15 protein-coding genes are annotated in these 20,477 nt (G+C 66.1%); 4 read left to right on the forward strand and 11 right to left on the reverse strand.

Annotated features, from left to right (window positions below; all coding sequences use genetic code 11):
* Nucleotides 1-10: 10 nt before the first annotated feature.
* From D5301_RS08565 to D5301_RS08610, 10 genes are all read right to left on the reverse strand, one after another.
* The gene (locus D5301_RS08565) at nt 11-742 is read right to left on the reverse strand and encodes a hypothetical protein (protein WP_153855354.1); all 732 of its coding nucleotides are present in this window, start codon (nt 740-742) and stop codon (nt 11-13) included.
* A gap of 60 nt (nt 743-802) precedes the next feature.
* Nucleotides 803-1,900: a hypothetical protein gene (locus D5301_RS08570; RefSeq protein WP_324187293.1), complete on the reverse strand. Its 1,098-nt coding sequence runs from the start codon at nt 1,898-1,900 to the stop codon at nt 803-805.
* Nucleotides 1,901-2,040: 140 nt separating this feature from the next.
* Nucleotides 2,041-2,517, reverse strand: a complete 477-nt coding sequence (locus D5301_RS08575) for a nuclear transport factor 2 family protein (protein WP_180846742.1) — start codon at nt 2,515-2,517, stop codon at nt 2,041-2,043.
* A gap of 61 nt (nt 2,518-2,578) precedes the next feature.
* Nucleotides 2,579-3,148 (reverse strand): TetR family transcriptional regulator, encoded by a 570-nt coding sequence (locus tag D5301_RS08580; protein WP_324187294.1) that lies wholly within the window; start codon nt 3,146-3,148, stop codon nt 2,579-2,581.
* A gap of 135 nt (nt 3,149-3,283) precedes the next feature.
* The gene (locus tag D5301_RS08585; RefSeq protein WP_153855356.1) at nt 3,284-5,932 is read right to left on the reverse strand and encodes an excinuclease ABC subunit UvrA; all 2,649 of its coding nucleotides are present in this window, start codon (nt 5,930-5,932) and stop codon (nt 3,284-3,286) included.
* A gap of 135 nt (nt 5,933-6,067) precedes the next feature.
* Complete coding sequence (locus D5301_RS08590) at nt 6,068-7,951, reverse strand: PepSY-associated TM helix domain-containing protein (protein ID WP_153855357.1); 1,884 nt, start codon at nt 7,949-7,951, stop codon at nt 6,068-6,070.
* A gap of 46 nt (nt 7,952-7,997) precedes the next feature.
* Entirely contained in the window at nt 7,998-10,454 is a 2,457-nt protein-coding gene (locus D5301_RS08595) for a TonB-dependent receptor (protein ID WP_228756361.1), read from the reverse strand.
* A gap of 108 nt (nt 10,455-10,562) precedes the next feature.
* On the reverse strand, nt 10,563-11,606 hold the full coding sequence (locus D5301_RS08600) for a FecR domain-containing protein (RefSeq protein ID WP_153855359.1): 1,044 nt from the start codon (nt 11,604-11,606) through the stop codon (nt 10,563-10,565).
* Nucleotides 11,603-12,289 (reverse strand): sigma-70 family RNA polymerase sigma factor, encoded by a 687-nt coding sequence (locus tag D5301_RS08605; protein ID WP_197612010.1) that lies wholly within the window; start codon nt 12,287-12,289, stop codon nt 11,603-11,605. Before D5301_RS08605 ends, D5301_RS08600 begins: the two co-directional genes overlap by 4 nt.
* 259 nt (nt 12,290-12,548) lie before the next feature.
* Nucleotides 12,549-13,430, reverse strand: a complete 882-nt coding sequence (locus D5301_RS08610; protein ID WP_110712376.1) for a LysR family transcriptional regulator — start codon at nt 13,428-13,430, stop codon at nt 12,549-12,551.
* Nucleotides 13,431-13,581: 151 nt separating this feature from the next.
* Here D5301_RS08610 and D5301_RS08615 point away from each other — a divergent pair, with 151 nt between their 5' ends.
* Both D5301_RS08615 and D5301_RS08620 read left to right on the forward strand, forming a co-directional pair.
* Complete coding sequence (locus D5301_RS08615) at nt 13,582-15,138, forward strand: MFS transporter (protein ID WP_153855361.1); 1,557 nt, start codon at nt 13,582-13,584, stop codon at nt 15,136-15,138.
* 14 nt (nt 15,139-15,152) lie between these two features.
* A complete protein-coding gene (locus D5301_RS08620; protein WP_153855362.1) occupies nt 15,153-15,761 on the forward strand; it encodes a hypothetical protein in 609 nt (202 codons plus the stop codon).
* Nucleotides 15,762-15,814: 53 nt separating this feature from the next.
* Here the strand turns inward: D5301_RS08620 and D5301_RS08625 are convergent, their stop codons facing one another.
* Nucleotides 15,815-16,798 carry a LacI family DNA-binding transcriptional regulator gene (locus tag D5301_RS08625; RefSeq protein ID WP_153855363.1) on the reverse strand — a complete coding sequence of 328 codons (984 nt, stop codon included), beginning with the start codon at nt 16,796-16,798 and terminating at the stop codon, nt 15,815-15,817.
* A 155-nt stretch (nt 16,799-16,953) separates the two neighbouring features.
* Between D5301_RS08625 and ptsP the strand changes: the two genes are divergently transcribed.
* Entirely contained in the window at nt 16,954-19,464 is a 2,511-nt protein-coding gene (gene ptsP / locus D5301_RS08630) for a phosphoenolpyruvate--protein phosphotransferase (protein ID WP_153855364.1), read from the forward strand.
* Nucleotides 19,461-20,417 (forward strand): 1-phosphofructokinase family hexose kinase, encoded by a 957-nt coding sequence (locus D5301_RS08635; RefSeq protein ID WP_153855365.1) that lies wholly within the window; start codon nt 19,461-19,463, stop codon nt 20,415-20,417. Before ptsP ends, D5301_RS08635 begins: the two co-directional genes overlap by 4 nt.
* Nucleotides 20,418-20,477 lie beyond the last annotated feature (60 nt).

Consider the following 20,477-nt stretch of genomic DNA (forward strand, 5'->3'; position numbering starts at 1 on the left):
TGGCTCGGCTCTACAGTGGCTCTGGCTGCGGCGGCTCAGGTTCGTGGATGGACCCTTCGAGCAAGGCCACGTAAGTGTCCAGGCGGGTGCGCATGCTGATCAGCATCCAGCCCAACAGGTACAGCAGCACCATGGCGAAGATCAGCAATGCGCCGACCAGGCTGACGTCGAAAGCGCCCGCCCAGTCGCCCCACTTCCATCCGCGGAACTGCAGGTAGAGCGCAATCAACAGCGGGAACGGGCCAAGGCGCTGCAGCCCGCCGTACATCAGGCCCATACGCTCGATCATATTGGTACGGAGCGTGCTGACGTAGCGCAAGCGGCGCTCGCGCTCAATGCGAGGGAAACTGCGAAGCTCGGTAACCACCGCATGCCAGTGTGCGAAGTCGCCGTCCATCTCCATCGCGTGCGACAACCGTGGCTGACTGAACTGGCGGAAGCCTCTGCGGACGGCAAGAGCACCTCCAAGAAGAAAGCCTCCGATCTCGATCGACAGGCACGCAACAACCACTTGCAACACCACACTGACGGGTAGCCACCGATCAGGCAGTTGGCCACAGAGAATGCCAACGATCGCGGCGGCCAAACCAACGCGAAACGCCCACGTCTCCACCCTGCCGGCCTTGGGGTAGATGCTGTGCTCAACCAGCCCCTGCACCCGCTGGTAAAGCCAGTGGAAGGTCAATTCCTGCGAATCGGTCTTTGCCGGCGAATCGAGTTCGCCCCCTGTCTGCATGTCCATTGCGTCCCCTGCCCCGGCTACGATGCCGGCCGTGGCATCGTAGCCGACCCATAGCTGCTTTCAGAAGTAGAACCCGATGTTGAGGTTAAGCCGCGAATGCCAGCGCGACGGGCCGCCGTTGTTGATGCCAATGCCATCGCCGCCGGCAAACCACATGTTGCGGCCTGCAATCCAGTCGACATAAGTGAGCATCACGCCCTTCTGCAGGCTGCAACCGGTGACGTTCTGCCAGGAGTCGCGCACCCCGCTGCTGTGCCCCACCGGGCGCGTCATGCTGAGGTTGTTGTAGCAGGTCACATCGTTCAGCCAACCGCGCGGGCCAAAGGAATAGGCAACGTTGGCACTGGGTACATCGGCCTCGGCCGCGATTTCAAACGGAGCCTGGAACGCCGACAGTGCGATGCGCTCGTCGGGCACGTTGTAGCGGTACCGCGCCCATTGCAGCTGGGTGGTCCAGCCATCGCGCTTCCACTGCGCGTGCACGGCGGCGGCCTGATGGTCGTGATGGCGGCGGCTGCGGGTGTTCTGCACCTTGCCTGCGAAGGCCGATGCGCCAACCAGCAGCTCGCCGCCTGCCCAGTCGCGCGATTGCTCGACGCGAGCATTGAACCGCTGCCGTTCGCGATACGGCAACGCGTCGGTCTGTGCCACATCGAAGGAATAGCGGTCGTAGCGTGCCCCGGTTCCGTATTCGTCACCCGAGAACCAGCCGAGGTGCCAGGTGGTATCGCCAGCATGGTGAATCACCACAACGCCGGGATCGTAGTCATCCTCGATGCCCAGGTAATACCCTGACCCGAACCAGAAACTCTGCGAGACCGTGGGCAGCAGCCCGAAGGGTACCTGCTGGATGCCAGCCTTCAGCTGCGTGGCATCGGTGAATTGCCAGCCCGCGTAGGCGTGATGGATGCCGTTGAAGCCATCGTACCAACGGTACTGGGCGGAGAAGGAGAAAGGCCCGCTGCCGGCATCGATGTCGGCGCGAAGCAGCTCCAGCTGCAGGCGGCTGGTGGGCCCGTAATCGAGCCAGCCATAGTTGAATCGAACTGCGCCACCGAGATCGAAGTGGGGCGCGGTGTTGCGGTCTTCGCTGGCCGCGCGCGCATCCAGCAAGGGTGCGGCCAGTGCTGCTGCGATGATGATGGGAACTGCCCTCACGGTCGCGTCCTGCCTCCTGTTCTGCGAGTGAAAGCACTCGATTCTAGCCTCGGCGCGCGTCATGCCTCAACGTGAGGCATGACGTGCTGTGGCGTGCAGGTTACGCAATGGAGGGTGAAGCGAACGTCGGCCACCCATGCTCACATACCCAGGTCAGACAGCCCCGGATGATCATCCGGGCGACGCCCCAGCGGCCAATGGAACTTGCGCTCGCTTTCCTTGATCGGCATGTCGTTGATGCTCGAGAACCGGCGCTGCATCAGGCCATCCGCACCGAATTCCCAGTTCTCGTTTCCATAGGAACGGAACCAGTTGCCGGAGTCGTCATGCCACTCATAGGCGTAGCGCACGGCAATGCGGTTGTCGGTGAAGGCCCATAGCTCCTTGATCAGCCGGTACTCAAGTTCCTTGTTCCACTTGCGGGCCAGGAACTGCCGGGCTTCCTCGCGGCCATGGGTGAACTCGGCGCGATTGCGCCACTCGGTGTCCAGCGAATAGGCCAGCGAAACCCTGTCAGCATCGCGGGTGTTCCAGCCATCCTCGGCAAGACGCACTTTCTCGATGGCCGATTCACGGGTGAACGGGGGAAGTGGCGGGCGGGGTGCTTCAGTGGACACGGTGGGGCCTCCAATCAAATGGATGAACGGGGTGCTTCGACGGGTTTTGATGACTCAGGCGTCAGCGCCTGGCCTGCTCCAACAACACTTTTGCAACATCCCTGGCGGTGTCTGCAGCGCTGTAGTCGCCCATCACGCGCGAGACAGTGATGGCGCCTTCCATGAGAACCAGCAGCTGGCGCGCCAGAGCGTCCGGCTGCTGGATATCCAGCTGCGTGGTGAGTTCCAGCGTGTAATCCAGCAGCTTCTGCTTGTGGTGTTTTGCGATGTGCCGAATCGGATCGTCGGGGTCGCCGACCTCGCCTGCGGTGTTGATGAAAGCACAGCCGCGATAGCCCTCGGACTGGAACCAGCCCTTGAGCACGGCGAACATGCCGAGGATGCGTGCTTCCGGGGTGTCGGTCTTGTCGCACTCCTGCTGGAACCACTGAAGCCATCGAACGTCGCGCGCGTTCAAAGCAGCTGCAGCCACCTGGTCCTTGTTTTCGAAGTGGCGGTAGATGCTCTTCCGGGCAACGCCGGAGGTCTTCACCAGCAGGTCCATGCCGGTGGCGTGGATCCCGTTCTGGTAGATCAGCGCCTCGGCCGTGGCCAGGATCTTCTGCTGGGTGTCGGTGGTGATTGTGTTCACGGCGCCAAGGTAGAACGATCGTTCTACCCTGTCAATGGGCGGCGAAGCTGATCAAGGGCGCAAGGACGATGGTGTGCCCGGGCGCGCCGCATGGCCTGACCGATACCCACATCGACAGCCGAACATGGCTCGGCCCTACAGAGAGGCCAACTCCTTCGCAAGGAACGGTGCCGTCCTGCTGCCTTTGGCGCGAGCGACCTGTTGCGGCGTTCCCTTCGCCACGATGGTGCCCCCTGCCCCGCCTGCGCCAGGCCCGACATCAATCACCCAGTCCGCCTGCGCGACCGCGCGCATGTCATGCTCGATCATCACCACCGTATTGCCCGCGTCCACCAGCCGCTGCAGTTGGACCAGCAACCTGTCCGCGTCCGAGGCATGCAGGCCGGTGGTGGGTTCGTCCAGCACGTACAGCGTGCGCCCGCGCTGGCTGCGCTGCAGCTCGGTGGCCAGCTTGATGCGCTGGGCCTCGCCGCCTGAAAGCTCGGTGGCCGGTTGGCCCAGCCGCAGATAGCCCAGCCCGATCTCCTGCAGCAACTGCAGCGGCCGGGCAATGGCCTCCTCCTCGCTGAAGAACGCATGCGCCTGGTCAACCGTCATCTGCAGAACCTCGGCGATGTTGCGGTCATTCCACTGCACCTTCAGCGTGGCGTCGTTGTAACGGGCGCCGTGGCAGGTGGGGCACGGCGCATAGACGCTGGGCATGAACAGCAGTTCGACACTGACGAAGCCCTCGCCTTCGCAGGTCTCGCACCGGCCCTTGGCCACGTTGAACGAGAAGCGACCCGCATCGAAACGACGGCGGCGCGCGGCGGGTGTCGCGGCGAACAGCTTGCGTACGTGATCGAACAACCCGGTATAGGTGGCCAGGTTGGAGCGTGGCGTGCGGCCGATGGGCTTCTGGTCGACCTGCACCACCCGCTGGATGGCGTCCATATCGCCTGCCAATGTGCCCCGCGTCGTTTCAATCACGGTCGGTCCGTCGGTGGGCGCGCTATCGGCGCTGTCGTCCGCGGGCTCATGCCCGAGGTGCAGCAGCAACAGCTCGGGCAGCGCTTGCGCCATCAGGCTGGACTTGCCCGAGCCGGAAATGCCGGTCACTGCCGTCAGCAGCCCCAACGGCACCTGTGCGTCCACGCCCCGCAGGTTGTGGCGGTGGATGCCCTTCAATTCCAGCCAGCGGTTGGCGCTGCGCTGTTGGCTGGCAGGCGCCGGCACCTGATCGAACAGATACAGGGCCGTGCGCGACTCCTGGACGTGGCGCAGGCCATCGGGCTCGCCACTGTAGAGCACGCGCCCGCCGTGCTCCCCCGCCTGCGGGCCCACATCCACCAGCCACTGCGCGCGGCGCATCAGCTGCAGATCGTGTTCAACAACGAACACCGAGTTGCCGCCGTCGCGCAAGCGCTCAAGCGCGTCGTACAGTGCCTGGCTGTCGGCCGGGTGCAGGCCGGCCGAAGGTTCGTCGAGCACGTAAAGCACGCCAAACAGCAAGGAGCTGAGCTGCGTGGCCAGCCGCAGGCGCTGCAGTTCGCCCGCCGACAGGGTTGGCGTCGCACGGTCCAGCGAGAGATAGCCCAGGCCCAGGTCACGCAATTGGCGTACCCGCGCCATGACCCCGCCTGCCAAGCGTTGTGCCGCCAGGCGCTTCTCTTCGGACAAGGCCGAGGTCAGGCGCACGTCCGGAGCGCCCTCATGGGTCGCCTGGCCACTCGCGGCCCGCCGGGCGCGATCGCGGGGCGTTGCGCTCCTGCGGGTACGTGCGCCGTTGCTGTGCGCGCCGAAATCACCTTGTGCGATGGGCTCAAGCAGCGCCGCCAGCTGATCCAGCGGCAGCCGCATGAACTCACCGATATCCACGCCGGCAAAGGTGACCGAGAGCGCCTCCGGCTTCAGGCGCTTTCCGTGGCAGGCCGGGCACAGCTTGCCTTCCATGTAGCGCGACACGCGCTTGCGCATCAGCGCGCTCTGGGTGTTGGCAAAGGTGTGCAGCACGTAGCGGCGTGCGCCGGTATACGTGCCCATGTAGCTGGGCTCCTGCTTCCGCTTGAGCGCGGCACGCGTCTCGGCGGGCGTGAACCCGGCATAGACCGGCACGCTGGGGGCTTCTTCGGTGAACAGGATCCAGTCCCGGTCCTTCTTCGGCAGCGTCTTCCACGGCACGTCGATGTCGTAGCCCAGCGTGACCAGGATGTCGCGCAGGTTCTGGCCATGCCAGGCCGGCGGCCAGGAAGCGATGGCGCGCTCGCGGATGCTCAGCGACGGGTCCGGAACCATCAGCGCTTCGGTCACTCCGTAGACATGCCCCAGGCCATGGCAGGTGCTGCAGGCGCCCTGTGGCGTGTTGGGCGAGAAGTCCTCGGCGTACAGCATGGGCTGGTTGGCCGGGTACGCCCCCGCACGCGAGTACATCATGCGCACCAGGCTGGACAGGGTGGTCACGCTGCCCACCGATGAGCGCGCATTGCTGGCGCCGCGCTGCTGCTGCAGGGCCACTGCTGGCGGCAGACCATCGATGGCATCCACGTCCGGCACGCCCGCCTGGTCGATCAGGCGGCGCGCATAGGGCGCAACGGACTCGAAGTAACGCCGCTGTGCTTCAGCGAAGACGGTACCGAAGGCCAACGATGACTTGCCGGAACCCGATACCCCGGAGAACACCACCAGTGCATTGCGCGGGATGGAGACGTCGACATTCTTGAGGTTGTGCTCGCGCGCACCACGCACCTCGACGCAGCCGCTGGCCGCGGCAGCGCATGACGCTTCACCAAAGGGGGTGTTGGACATCGTTACGACCCTGCAGGCAGTGAATGGCGCGCTTCAGGGCGCGCCCAGTGGCCCATTCTCGCTGCTGAGAGGTGAATTTGGCGAGGGCGGGCACGGTGACCGCCGACATGATCCCGTGCGCCTCGCCCCTCCGCCCTACCCTCGCTGCAGCACTACCACCCACACCCCCATCAGGGCACTCCCCGCCGCCAGACTCAGCCACACCTTCCCGACATTGCGGGCACAGAAGACGCCCACTGCAACGGCAATCAACAGCACGAACCCCAGCAGTGAGCTGGCCAGGACCGAAACGGACGTCCTTACACCCACCAGCGCGGGCAGCAGCAACGCCAGTGCGGTAGCAGTAGCGGCGGTGAACACGTAGCCGCCCAGAGAGGCGGCCAGTACCCGGCTCGCCACCTGCCAGCGATAGGCCGGTTCCCGCCCGGCCGGAGGTTTGGCAGGGCGCGCCGCCTCCTGCGCCCGGGGCCAACGGCGCTGCAGCATCAGGGCCATTCTTGCCAACATCAGCCCGAATGCCAGTGCGACCAGCTCCACGCCGGCCTGCTGCCATGCGCCCCGCTGCAGATACATCAGCAGCCCCTGCCCGGTGGTTGCCAGATTCACCAGGGGCAGTGCCAGGCACAGTGCTGCGGCCAGCCACAACTGCTCGATCCAGGCCAGGCGCGGTGGGCGCCACAGCGCATGCAGCACCGAGGCAGCGCAGGTCAAAAGGAAAATGCGTATTTCCCACGCACTGCGATCGCTCATTTCCAATGGCAGCAAGCGATTGCCATACAGGTAGACGATGCTTGCCAGCGCCACCCCAGCCAGCGATGCGACGTTGAACGCTTCCACGCAGCGGTAGATGCCCGCCGTGGCCGCGCCGAACTCATGCTCGCTGCGCTTGCGCCGCTTGATCGAGAACAGCAGCGTGCCGATGGCGATCATCGCCGTGCCCAGCAGGCCGCTGATGAAGTACAGCCACTTCATCGGCCAGCCGCCGAAATCGGCCTTGTGCAGTGCTTCGATGGTTTCGTGCACCTGTACGGCGCCAATCGCATGCGGATGTGCGCCATGCTGTTGCAGCAGCGTGCCGCTGGCAGCATCGAACGCCGCCCGGCTGGTTTCGGTCAGCAGATGCCTGTCCGCGCCCCCCTCGGGCTTGCGGCCGATCACCTCCACCACGCTGTGCACGGTGCCGGGTGCCTGGATCACGATCAGTGCCGGCGGCTGCCCGTTGATGGCCTGCGCGCGTGCCAGCAGTTGCTGCAGGTCCGGCAGTTGCGCGGTGGATACCAGGATGCCTGGTGGAGCCGGCTGTGCAGGCGCCAGCTCGGCTTCATAGCGCGCATAGGCGTCATCGGCATCGCCATAGGCCGCATGCACCGGCCACGGCAGATAGCTGCTGTAGAAGAAGGTCAGCCCGGTGTAGCCGATCATGAACAGGAACGGCAGGGTCAGCACGGCACTCAGGTTGTGCGCATCCAGCCAGCTGCGCTGTCCCTTGCCCGGGCGGAAGGTGAAGAAGTCCTTGAAAATGCGTTTATGCACCACCACGCCGGACACCAGCGCCAGCAGCATGCAGGCGGTGATCCAGCCCACCAGCCAGTAGCCGGCCATGCCGCCGTGCAGGGTGTAATGGAAGGACATGAAGTGGCGCCCGCCTTCGGTTTCCCGAAGACGGGGTGGAGGGTGTGGCATGCCGGTGCCGGCATCCACCCAGCGTTCGTGCGCGGTGCCGTCGCCATCCTCCCAGGACAGTTCCAGCGGCCAGCCGTGCTGCGCAGGCCAACGGATCTGCCATGCCCGGGCATCGGCGGCGTTTGCAGCCAGCCAGTGCTGTGCACGCACCGCCTGCGTTCCCGTGTCCATCACAGGCGAGGAGGCCGGCACGGGGCCGGCCTCCATCCAACGCGTGATCGGCTCGCGGAACACGCTGAGCGTGCCGGTGAGGAAGATCGCGCACAGCAGCCAGCCACAGGTAAGGCCGCCCCAGGTGTGCAGCCACGACATGCTCTGCCGGAAGCCTGCCTTCATGCCGCCCCCGTGGCGGGCAGGCCGTTGCCCCGCCGGTTGCGGAAGATCACAGCGAGCCGCGCAGCGTCAGCATCACGTTGCGGGGTTCGCCAAAGAAGTTGCCGCGGCGGATCTGGCTGATCATCGCGTAGTAGCGGGTGTCGAACAGGTTTGCCACGTTGACGCCTACGCTCCAGCGCGGATTGATCCGGTAGCCGGCCCGCAGGTCCCACACGGCACGTCCCGCTGCGCCCATGCGCCAGTCCGGGTCGTCGTAGGCCGGATAGGAGTAGCTGCTCTGTGCCGATACACCACCGCCCACGGAGAATGCGTTCCACCTGCCGGGCAGCTGGTAGGACGTGGACAGGCGCAGCAGGTGGCGCGGTGTCTCGGCGCTGATGGTCGCGCCCTCATCGTCGCGGCTGGTGACGTGGGTATAGCCCGCCATCATCTGCCAGCCCGGCGCCAGTTCGCCGCTGGCCTCCAGCTCAAAACCCTTGCTGCGCAGCTTTCCGCCATTGCGGTAGCAATCGGACGACGCCAGCGAGCCACGGCAGCTGCCCGGGTCGGATTCGTCCACCACGGCGTTGCCGGTCTTGCGGATGGAGAACACTGCGGCGGAGACATTCAGGCGGCCATCGTTCAACTCACCCTTCACGCCGAGCTCGTAGTTGGCGCCGATGGCCGGATCCAGCACCGAGCCGGACGCGGTGACGTACGAACTCTGCGGCTGGAAGGTATCGGCGTAGCTGGCATAGACCGACCATTGCGGGCCCAGGTCGTAGACGAGGCCGGCGTACGGGGTGAATTCGTGTTTCTGTTCGTAGTCGCGGCTCTTGGCGCCAGTGAAGCCATCGCTGGACTGGTACTTCACCCAGCTCAGCCGGCCACCCAGCGTGAGGTGCAGCGGTTCTGCCAGCTGCAGGCGCAGGTTGCTGTACACGCCGCTCTGCTGGGCGCGGGCGTTTTCTGACCAGTCCCACGCGGGTTGCAGCGGCTGCGCAATGGCGCTGTGGTCGGGTGCGTAGACATCGATCGGCACATCGATGGCCAGGTCCGCCGAGCTCTGGCGGGTACGCTGGCGCGACCACATCGCGCCCAGCAGCAGCTGATGGCTGCGGCCGAAGGCGTCGAAACTGCCGGTGGTGTGCAGGTCGATGCCATCACTACGCACGCGCGAGCGGTTGAAATAGATGTCATAGAAGCGCGAACCGATGCCGGTGGCGCGGTCCACCCCGCCCAGCGGAACCGCGACACGCTGGTCCAGGTCCGACTCGGTGCGGTTCACCGACAGGCGTGCCTTCCAGCGTTCGTTGAAGCGGTGCTCCGCCTCTGCAAAGGCTTCGTCAACGGAGCCCTCCTGCCGGTTCCAGTCCTGGATGAGCGAGGTGGAACGCTTGATGTTCAGCGCACCGCCATCGGTGTAGCGCGGCAGGCCGAACAGCCAGTAGCCGTCGGTGTCACTGGCCTGATGGCGCAGGCCAAAGGTCAGCGTGGTGTCCGCACCCAGGTCGGCGTCGATCACTCCATAGGCCACCGGCGTCTTCGATGAGGTGCCCCGCTGGAAGTAGTCGCGGTCCTGGTAGGCGGCGACCAGTCGGCCGCGCACGCTGCCGGCGGCATTGAGCGGGCCACCACCATCAACCTCGACGCGGTAGTTGTCCCACGAGCCCACGGTTGCCGCCAGATCGAGATGGGCCTGGTCGCGCGGACGCTTGCGCACCATGTTGATCGCCCCGCTGGGGTCGGCCGCACCCAGCATCATGCCGCCTGCACCGCGCAGCACTTCAACGCGCTCCAGCACCGCGGTGTCGATCGGCAGCCAGCCCACCGGGGCATAGACGATGCCGGCCACGCCATCGACCAGATAGTTGCTGTCGTCCACGGTGAAGCTGCGGATCGAGAACTTGTGGTTGCCGAAGTTGCGGGCGGTCTTGGTCACGCCGGTGGTCTGTGCCAGCGCTTCGTCCAGCGTGGTGAGGTTGCGGTCGTCCAGCTGCTGGCGGGTGATCACGCTGACCGACTGCGGGGTCTGGCGGATGCTCTGCCCCAGCTTGCCCAGGCTCAGCTCACGTGCCGTGTAAGCGCCATCGCTTGGGGCATTGGCGGTCACGTTCACCGTCTGCAGGGTGGTCTGGGTGTCTTTGCTGCGCGCAGGTGCTGCTGCGTCCTGCGCCAGGGTGAACACGCCCGGACGCGTGGCAATGACACGCACCCCACTGCCCTCCAGCAGGCGCGCCAGTGCTTCCTGCGGCGTGTAGCTGCCGGTCAAGGTCGGGGCGCGACGGCCCGCCACCGCCGATTCGCTGAACAGCACCTGCTGCCGGGACTGCTCGGAAAAGCGGCGCAGTGCGGCATCCAGCGATTGCGCCGGAATATTGAACTGCACGCGTGCAGCCGGCTGCGACTGTGCAATGGCCGGCGCTGCCAGCGCGCTGGAAATGCACAGTGCCAGCAACGGCAGCCGCTTGGCGTGTACCCCCGTAGAGAACGCGCCAGCAACAAGTGCGCGCTTGATCTTCATGTACCCCATTACCGCTCCATCATGCTTGGCCGCTACTGGCCTCACTGGGGTAAACGGAAAATGGCGGTGGGGTGGGAACCCGCGCCGGAAGAAATATTCGCTCCGGCGTCAGCGGGTCACAGGCCGTTCGTCGATGCGATAGCCGCCCTGGGCAGTACGGGTCACCTGCACCGGCAACAGATCCGGCAGCGCTTCCAGGAAGGTGGCCGGGGCGTCGGTGGCTGCGTAGCCGGAGACCGGCAGGAACTTCAGCCCTGGCTGGCCCAGCGTGACGGGGTGGCCCAGATACTGCCCGACCTCCTGCGCCACTTCGTCCAGCGGGGTGCGCCGGAACACCAGGCGTCCATTGCGCCAACCGCCAATGCTGTCTGCGCTTGCGGCGATGGGGCGATAAGCAGCGGTGAGCGTGGTAACGGCCAGGCCTTGTTCGGCGTGCAGGCTGACCGGCGAGGCACCTTCGGCGCGATCCGGCTGCACCCACACGTGCCCATGCAGCACCTTGACCACGACTTCGCCCGGCCCATTGCGCACATTGAAGGCCGTGCCGACCACCGTCACCCGGCTGCGCTGGGCATCGACGGTGAAGGGCCGGTCGGCCGCCGGGGCGACCTCGAAGAACGCCTCGCCCTGGCTGAGCACCACTTCACGGCGGAATCGATAGAAATGCACGGCCAGCGTGCTGCGTGCATTGAGCGAAATCCGTGAGCCGTCCGGCAATTGCAGATCACGTATCTCGCCCGCGCCGGTGGCCACGTCCTGTACGTAGCTGGGCGCGGCGTACCAACCGTAGCCGACGTACCCCAAGGCCAGCATCGCCACGGCCGCAGCCGCCGCAACGCGTGGCAGGCGCCACGACCGTGCACGCCGCGCCGCCCTGCCTCGCCGTGGAGCGGCAGGTGCAGGTACTGCTGTGGCGATCACCGCATGCGCGTCCGAGGCCAGTACGGGGCGTGGCAGCTGGCCCAGGTCGTGCCAGGTTCTGGTCACATCGGCGAACGCCTGTCGATGTGCTTCGCTCTCGGCCAGCCAGTGCTGCAGGGCCGCCTCGTCCTTCGGTTGCCAGTCCGCATCCTGCCGTCGTACCAGCCACGCGGCGGCGGCCTCATGCAGGGCAAACGGGTCGGAACCTGCGGCAGAAGGGAGATCGGTCATCGGCAGGGAAAATCAGCATCGATGGCAGGCGCCAACGCCTCGCCCGCCTTGGTCGGGCGATGCAGCTCCTGCATCTGTGCCAGAGACGCATAGCGTACCCGCACTTCGCAGTAGGCAACCGCTCGCGACAGGTGCTTGACCACCATGCGGCGGGAGATCTGCATGCGAGCGGCCACGTCCTCCTGGGTCAGCCCATCGAAGCGGCAGAGCACGAAGGCTTCGCGTTGACGTTCCGGCAGCTCGGCCAGTGCCTCTCGAAGGCGTTCCAGGCGCTGCCGCTGGGCGCTGAGCTGCAACGGGCACTGTGATTCATCGCTGGCCATGGCGTGGCCAGCCTCCTCCGCGTCTGCCAGCGGCAAGGTCTGAAGGCGTCGCCCAGCATGATGCTCGCGGTATTCGTCGGCCACGGTGTTCATCACCGTCCGGCGAAGGTAGGCGCCCTGTTGATCGCAGGATTCCAGTGCAGGGCATGCCGCAATCCACTTCACCGCACCGTCGTGCAGGGCGTCCTCACCGTCCGCACCTCTGACGCGTGCAAGACCACGGAGGATGGGTCCGCGCCAGCGGGCATAGGCTTTCGCAAGGAGGTTCCCGCCCGTTGGCAAGGCGTCTTCAGGAATGCCCGGCTCTGTGGAGGAGGCCTGTTCCGCGTTGCTGTCCGTGCCCCGGCCTAGCGTGGACACATCACCCTCAGGGCAAATGCCTGCGGTCTGCACAGGTGGCGCGGGGAATTCACGTTGGGAGCCGGAGTTCTGGCCGCCATAGGCGACGGAAGGGGTTGGATGCCGCAAGTGTAGTGAGAGTCATTTGCAATTGGAACTCCCCTGGCCCGCTCTTGCCGTAATGCGAAGGCGAATCCAGGTCGTGCGGGGATCAACCCGTCCAGCGCACGCGGATATCCGTTACCGCCCGTTACGAAACGTACTGTCCAGTCGCTGCGCTTCAGCCCACCGCGCTGAGTGCACGGACCGAACATGCGCCATCGCCAGCGCGGAGCAACTGCTCCTCCAACGCTTCGATCGCGGGCGTCCGGACGGCCGCACTGCGCATCAGCCGGAAGCTCGCGGCGGGGAGCACAGGAAGCCCCAATCCACTGCCCGCAATCATCAGGCCATCCTGGATGTCATCCTGAAGAGCGACAGTGATGGCGAGCCCGGACTTCGCAGCCGATCGCAGGCCCTGCTGGTTCGCCGAGGTAAAGGTGACGCGCCATTCCAGGCCGGCTTCAACAAGTGCTCCGATGCACACGTCGCGGTGCATGCACGGGCTGGGCGCGAGTGCGAGTGGCAGCGCCTTCTCCGGTTCGTACTCAAATCCCGAGCCGATGGCCCAGACGAAACGTGTCCGCCTCAGAACCGGCCACTCAACGTCCTCCCGCAGGAACAGGTTCACCGCCAGGTCGAGTGTTCCCGCCTGTATCTGTTCGTTCAGTGCCCCATAGGACTCCACGACTACATCCAGCCGCACCGCGGGGAACCTGCGGGAGAAGCGCGACAGCATTGCGGTCAGCCGGTCGCCGGCATAGGTCTCTGGCACACCCAGGCGCACTGCCCCTGTAACAGGAGTCCTCTGGAACCGGCGAACCAGCAGGCTCTGGGCAGCAAGAATCTGCTCGGCATGTCGCAGGAAGTCTTCGCCGTCTTCGGTGAGTGTCACGCTTCTCGTGGTCCGTTTCAGCAAGGCGCTGCCCGCCTGCTCTTCCAGCTTCCGGATCTGGTGGCTGATGGCGGATTGGCTGAGGTTCATGCGCTCACCCGCCTTGGTGAAGCCGCCGGTCTCTACGACGGCGACAAAGGCACGCAGCAGGTCGGGGTCAAAGAACACCGGGGCAATCCATGATGAGGATTGATCAATTCTATTAAATCAAATCATTTTTATCATCATGGAAGTCCCTCCAAGATGGCCGCTCACTTGAAACGCGCAGCTGCAGTCGACCCGGCAGTGCGCCAGATCCCGGACCTGCCTGAGGAGACCCATGACTTCCCTTTCACCTGCCGCTCGAGACCGCCTGACGCTTTCTGCGGCGTGCTTGGCGTCCCTGATGTTCGGGCTGGAAATCTCCAGCGTGCCGGTCATCCTGCCGATTCTGGAGACAGAGCTTGGCAGCAGCTTCAGCGGCCTGCAGTGGATCATGAATGCCTACACCCTCGCCTGCACGACGGTGCTGATGGCGGCTGGCGCACTGGCGGATCGGTACGGGCGCAAGCGCATCTTCGTGATCAGCCTGTTGCTGTTCGGCATCACATCCCTGGCCTGCGGCCTTGCTCGAAGCGGAACGGCGTTGATCGTGGCTCGATCGCTGCAGGGTGCGGCGGGAGGCGCAATGCTGGTCTGCGTGTTTACAGTGCTTTCCCATCAGTTCAGTGACTCCGCACAGCGCGCCAAGGCCTTTGGCATCTGGGGCGTGGTCTTTGGCATAGGGCTGGGTTTCGGACCGGTCATTGGTGCTGGCGTTGTTGTCATCAGCAGCTGGAGCTGGGTGTTCCTGGTGCATGCGCCCCTGGCAGTGGGCGCGACAGCTCTCGCCGTTCTGGGCATCCGGGAATCGCGGGCGCCAAGCCAGCGGAAACTGGACCTTGCAGGAATCGTCTCGCTGTCAGTGGCCGTCTTTTCCTTCACCTGGTACATCACCCAGGGCATTCCTGCAGGCCTTGGAAGCGCCTCTTCCATGGCGGCCGCTCTGGTTGCCGTCATCAGCCTGGCGGTATTCATCGCGGTCGAGCGCAGGGTGCCGGACCCGATGTTCGATTTTTCCATCTTCGGCAACCGGCGCTTCTCGGGCGCATTGCTGGGCTCGATGGGCATGAACTTCAGTTTCTGGCCACTGATGGTGTACCTGCCACTGTTCTTCCAGCACGGACTTGGCTACTCAAGCATCGCGACCGGCCTGTCTGTCCTGGCATACACATTGCCGTCGCTGCTGCTGCCGCCTTGCGGCGAGCGTCTCGCTGTGCGCTTCGGGCCTGAGCGCGTGATCCCCGTCGGGATGTTTGCCATGGGCGGCGGGATGCTCATGATGGCGATCGGTGCAGGCGCGGAAAACGCGAGCTGGCTGACCCTGCTGCCAGGCTGCATTCTTGCGGGCTCGGGCCTGGGGGTGATCAATACGCCCATCACCAACACGACGACCAGTTCCGTGCCCAGCGACCGCGCTGGCATGGCATCCGGCATGGATACCAGCGCCAGATTCATCAGCCTGGCCATCAACATCGCCGTGGTGGGGTTGATTCTGGTGAAAGGTACTTACTACGCACTTGAAACGAACCTGCCCGGGGGCGATCCTTCGCATCTGCGATCGCTTGCCGAGGGGTTGTCCGCTGGTACAGCGCGCCTGGATGGGCTGACGGCCGCAGCCCAGGTTGTGTCCAGCGACGTTGCGCACCAGTCGCTGCTTTTCGGCTATCGGCTTGCCATGGCCTACGCGGGCGCATGTGCCTGTGCCCTGGCCGTAGTCAGTGCGCTTACGTTCCGGGGCGATCATCCCGGGCCCACATCGTCCGCCGGGGAATCGAAACTGCCAGAAGACATCTGAGGATTGAGCAGAACATGCTGCGCCCATCCGTGCGGCGCCCGTTCGTAAAACTGGCCGCGGTTATCGGCGGAATGGCAGAATGCCGTCAAGCCCGCCGCAACTTGATTGATGATGCGGCCGATGTTCTTTCGGGTCGGAAACAATCTGTGGCATGGAGGCAGGAGATGTCCATGATGCCGGGCAGGTTCTCAGCGAAGTTCGCGGCGCTCTTTGTTTTGATGGTTGCCGCCTGCACCTCCGTGCCCCCGCTGGCAGGTGCCAGGGAGGCCCGATCACCGGTCCTTGTCAAGCTCCCGCCTGAGCAGAGTGCGGTCCTTGCAACCGGGCTGCTAAGGGGAGTACTGCAGCCAATCAATGGCTGTGTCTACTTCGTGGACCCAGGTGGCACGGCTTATCTTGCGGCATGGCCCGATGGTTACTCGCTGGCCATAAGGGGAAACGTTCCCATAGGGGTGCAGGACGTACGATCGGGGAAAATGATGGCGTTCGGAATCGCTGCATCATTCGGAGGAGGTCATGGCAACGATCTGCTCCGTTCGAGCCTTGCCGCGACCATCCCGGCGGGCTGCAGCGGCCCACTCATGACCATTCATTTGATACGCCAGGCCAAGGGGCAGCCATGACCCACATGTACGCGAGGGTATCCCTCCATGGATGGCCGCAAACGGCCGCCGGTTCATCGCAAGGCCGTTGATCCCCTCACCACGCACCGGCCCGTCATCACCAGCCGGCGTACCGGCAGCTCCGGCGCGCGCAGGCGCTCAAGCAACAGCGACATCGCTGCGCGCCCCATCTCTTCGACCGGCTGTTCGATCACGGTGATGCCCGGTTCGACCAGTTCGGTCCAGCGTTCGTTGTCAAAGCCCGCCAGCGCCAGCGCGTCCGGAATTGCCAGGCCTGCACTGCGGGCGGCCTTCAACGCTCCCATGAGCAGCAGGCTGTTGCTGGCGACCAGCGCCTCCGGCCGCGATGGGCCGGCCAGCCACTGATCGACCGTTGCAATGGCCGCTTCAGCCGTGGGCTCAACCTCGCGGTAATCCGGCTGAAGCCCATGTGTACGCATCGCAGCGAGATAGCCGTCGCGACGCTCGGCCGCCGTGGTGCTGGTGCTGCCGAACAGGCCGCCGATGCGGCGATAGCCGCGCGCGACCAGATGCTCGACCAGGCCCGCCATCGCGGCCGGATTGTCGAGCACCACGCTGTCGATCGATCCGCCGGGTGCGGCGCGGTCCACCAGCACCGTGGGATAGTCCAGTGTGAGCCGCTCCAGCCGGCCCACCGTGGTCCGGGTGGGCGCGAAGATCAGTCCACTGATGCGCTCCTCGTGCATCAACTGCAGATACAGCGCCTCGCGCTCGGGGTCCTCGTCGGTGTTGCAGAGGGTGACGCGCAGGCCTTCGCGATAGGCAACCTCCTCCACCGCTCGGATCAGCGCCGTGAAGAACGGGTTGCGGATGTCCGCCACGATCAGCCCGATGATGCCGGTGTGCCGGGCACGCAGGCGCCGTGCCTGCAGGTTGGGGTGATAGCCGGTCTGGCGGATCGCCGCCTCCACCCGGCCACGCACGACCTCGCTGACCGGGCCGCCGCCGAGCACGCGCGACACCGTGGACTTGGAGACCCCCGCCACGCGCGCGACGTCGTTGATGCTGATGCTCATTGGAACCGTTCCCGGAAACTTTCACTGTTCGAGGCCGGATGGCCATTCAGGACAATGCTAACGCCAAAGGACTATTGGCTTTTGTGCAGTGCACATTGAAATGATCACTGGGAACGTTCCCAATACGCCACAGCACCCCTTTGCCGGAGCCCGCCTTGCAGCCCTTGACTACCCCTGCCCCCGTCAGCCGGGAATTGATCCGCCTGGATGCGCGGGCGCTCGACAAGGCCGACGCCATCGCCCAGGTGGCGCAGATGCTGGTCGCTGCCGGCTGCGTTGCGCCGGGTTACGAGGCCAGCATGTGGCGTCGCGAGGCGTTGGCGAACACCTTCCTCGGCCATGGCGTGGCCATTCCGCACGGGCTGGGCGAGGACCGTCACCTGGTGCGCCGCGATGGCATTGCCGTGCTGCAGTTCCCGCAAGGCGTGGAGTGGAATCCGGGCCAGGTCACCCGCTTGGTGGTCGGCATTGCCGCCCAGTCCGATACCCACATCACCCTGCTGCGCCGGCTGACCCGACTGATCCAGGATGACGCAACGCTGCAGCGCCTGTTCACCACGGCAGATGCGAGCGAGATCATCAGCGCGCTGACCGGCGATGTTGCGACCACGGCCCCCACTGTGCCGGTGACTGACCTGGCCGAGCGTTTCGACTGGACCATCGCCTATCCCAACGGGCTGCACGCACGCCCGGCCACGCGCTGGGCTGAAACAGCGCGCGGCTTCGCGGCCCGCGCACAGGTCCGCGCGGGCGATCAGGCTGCCGATGCCAAGAGCCTGGTGGCGCTGCTGCAGCTCGGGTTGCGCCATGGCGACGCGGTCAGCGTGTCTGCCGAGGGCGCCGATGCCCCTGCCTTGCTGGCCGCGCTGCGCAAGGTCATGGACGGGCTGGTGGCACAGGAAAGGGCCGATGCCGAGCGCGCGGCGCAGCGCAAGGCCGCGCCGGTTGCGGGCTGGAATCCGCCCGACGCACAGGCGGCGATCGTCGGCATCGGTGCCAGCCCAGGCCTGGCGATCGGCCCGGTGCATGTGCTGGCCAGCACGCATGCCGACGTTGCTGACCGCCCCACCCCGCTCGGCGAAGGCGGCGCACGCCTGCAGGAGGCGCTCAGCCGCACCCGCCAGCAGCTGGCTGCACTGCAGGACGACACCCAGCGCCGGCTCGGCGCCTCGGATGCGGCAATCTTCAAGGCGCAGGCCGCGCTGCTCGACGACACCGATCTGATTACCCGTACCTGCCAGCTGATGGTCGAAGGCCATGGCGTTGCGTGGTCCTGGCACCAGGCCATCGAGCAGATCGCCTCCGGCCTGGCGGCACTGGGCAACCCGGTGTTGGCCGCGCGCGCCGCCGACCTGCGTGACGTCGGCCGGCGCGTACTGGCACAGCTTGATCCGTCCGCGGCGGGTGGCGGCCTTGCCGACCTGCCTGCACATCCTTGCATCCTGCTCGCTGCTGATCTGTCGCCGTCCGACACGGCCAACCTCGATACCGGTCGCGTGCTCGGCCTCGCCACCGCGCTGGGCGGGCCGACCTCGCACACCGCGATCCTCTCGCGCACGTTGGGCCTGCCGGCGCTGGTCGCCGCTGGCGCGGAGCTGCTGACGATCAGCGCGGGGAGCGAGGCGATCATCGATGGCAGCAGCGGGCGCCTCTATCTGTCGCCGTCCGAGGCCGATCTCGCCTCGGCACGTGCGTGGATCGCCGAACAGCAGCAGATCCGCGAGCGTGAAGCGGCGCAACGCGCGCAGCCGGCACAGACCCCTGACGGCCACCGCATCGACATCGGCGCCAACGTCAACCTTCCCGAGCAGGTGCCGCTGGCACTGGAGCAAGGCGCGGAAGGCGTCGGCCTGATGCGCACCGAATTCCTGTTCCTCGAGCGCGGGAGCACGCCCAGCGAGGATGAGCAGTACGCCACGTACGTGGCGATGGCCAAGGCACTCGACGGCCGCCCGCTGATCGTGCGCGCGCTCGATATCGGTGGCGACAAGCAGGTCGCTCATCTGGAGCTGCCACGCGAGGAAAATCCGTTTCTCGGCGTGCGTGGCGCGCGCCTGCTGCTGCGCCGCCCCGACCTGCTGGAACCACAGCTGCGTGCGCTGTATCGCGCGGCGAAGGACGGCGCACGCCTGTCCATCATGTTCCCGATGATCACCTCGGTGCCCGAGCTGATTGCACTGCGCGCCATCTGCGAACGGTTGCGCGCCGCGCTCGAGGCACCCGAAGTGCCGATCGGGATCATGATTGAAGTCCCTGCCGCAGCAGCCCAGAGCGATGTGCTGGCGCGCCATGCCGACTTCTTCTCGATCGGCACCAACGACCTGACCCAGTACGTGCTGGCGATCGACCGCCAGAACCCGGAACTCGCGGCCGAGGCCGACAGCCTGCACCCGGCCGTGCTGCGCGCGATCCGCGCCACAGTGGAAGGCGCACGCCTGCATGGACGCTGGGTTGGCGTCTGCGGTGGCCTGGCCGGCGATCCCTTCGGCGCAATGCTGCTGGCCGGCCTGGGCGTGGACGAACTGTCGATGACCCCGAACGACATCCCGGCCGTGAAGGCACGCCTGCGTGGCAACGCGCTGGCCGATCTGCAAGCGCTGGCCACTACCGCGCTGGACTGCGAAACCGCCGAGCAGGTGCGTGCCCTTGATGGAGCGCACGCATGAGCGCCCAGGCCCTCACCGTTACCCTGAACCCGGCGATCGACCAGACCGTGCGGCTGGCGCACCTGCATCCGGGACAGGTGCATCGTGCCCACAGCTCCCGCGACGCCGCCGGCGGCAAGGGCATCAACGTGGCCGCCTGCCTGGCCGATTGGGGCGTGCCGACCACCGCGATGGGCGTGCTCGGCAATGGCAACGACGGCGTGTTCAGCGCGTTGTTCGCCGAGCGCGGCATCGCAGACGCTTGCCTGCGCGTTGCGGGCCGCACCCGCACCAACATCAAGCTGGTCGAAGAGGCCAGCGGCGAGACCACCGACATCAACCTGCCCGGCCTGTCACTGTGTGATGCCGATCTGGACGCGGTATCGTGCCGACTCGACGCCCTGCTCCAGCCGGACCTGCCGGTGGTGCTGTCCGGCAGCCTGCCGTCCGGGCTGCCAGCCGATGCATGGGCGAGACTGCAGGCGCAGGCGAGCGCCGCCGGTGCGCTCGTGCTGCTGGATACCAGTGGCGACGCGCTGGCCGCGGCGTTGAGCGGCGCACAGGGCGCACTGCCCTACGCGATCAAGCCCAACCGCCACGAACTGGAGGCTTGGACCGGTACGCCGCTGCCGGATCGCAGCGCCCTGCGGGCCGCAGGCCACGCCTTGGTTGAACGCGGAGTTGCGCTTGTGGCGGTCTCGATGGGCGCCGACGGCGCGTTGTTCATTGATCGCAGCGGCGCCCTGATCGCGCGACCGCCGCGACTGGCACGCGGCAGCACGGTCGGTGCTGGCGATGCCATGGTCGCCGGCATCGCCGCCGCCTTGCTGGAGCCCTCCCTGGATCTGACGGGTTGCGCCCGATTGGCGACGGCGTTCTCGATGAGCCGGCTGGAGAGCGGCGACGCGCGACGACTGGACCCGGCGCAGGTGCGCGCGTGGACCGGCGACGTACTGATCGAGCGGTTGGATTGAAACCCCTGCAGAGGGAGCTGCGGCTGGCCCGCCCCCTCCCGCAAGGACGAACCCGAAGAA

Source organism: Stenotrophomonas sp. MH181796, assembly GCF_009659995.1.
Lineage (GTDB): Bacteria > Pseudomonadota > Gammaproteobacteria > Xanthomonadales > Xanthomonadaceae > Stenotrophomonas > Stenotrophomonas riyadhensis.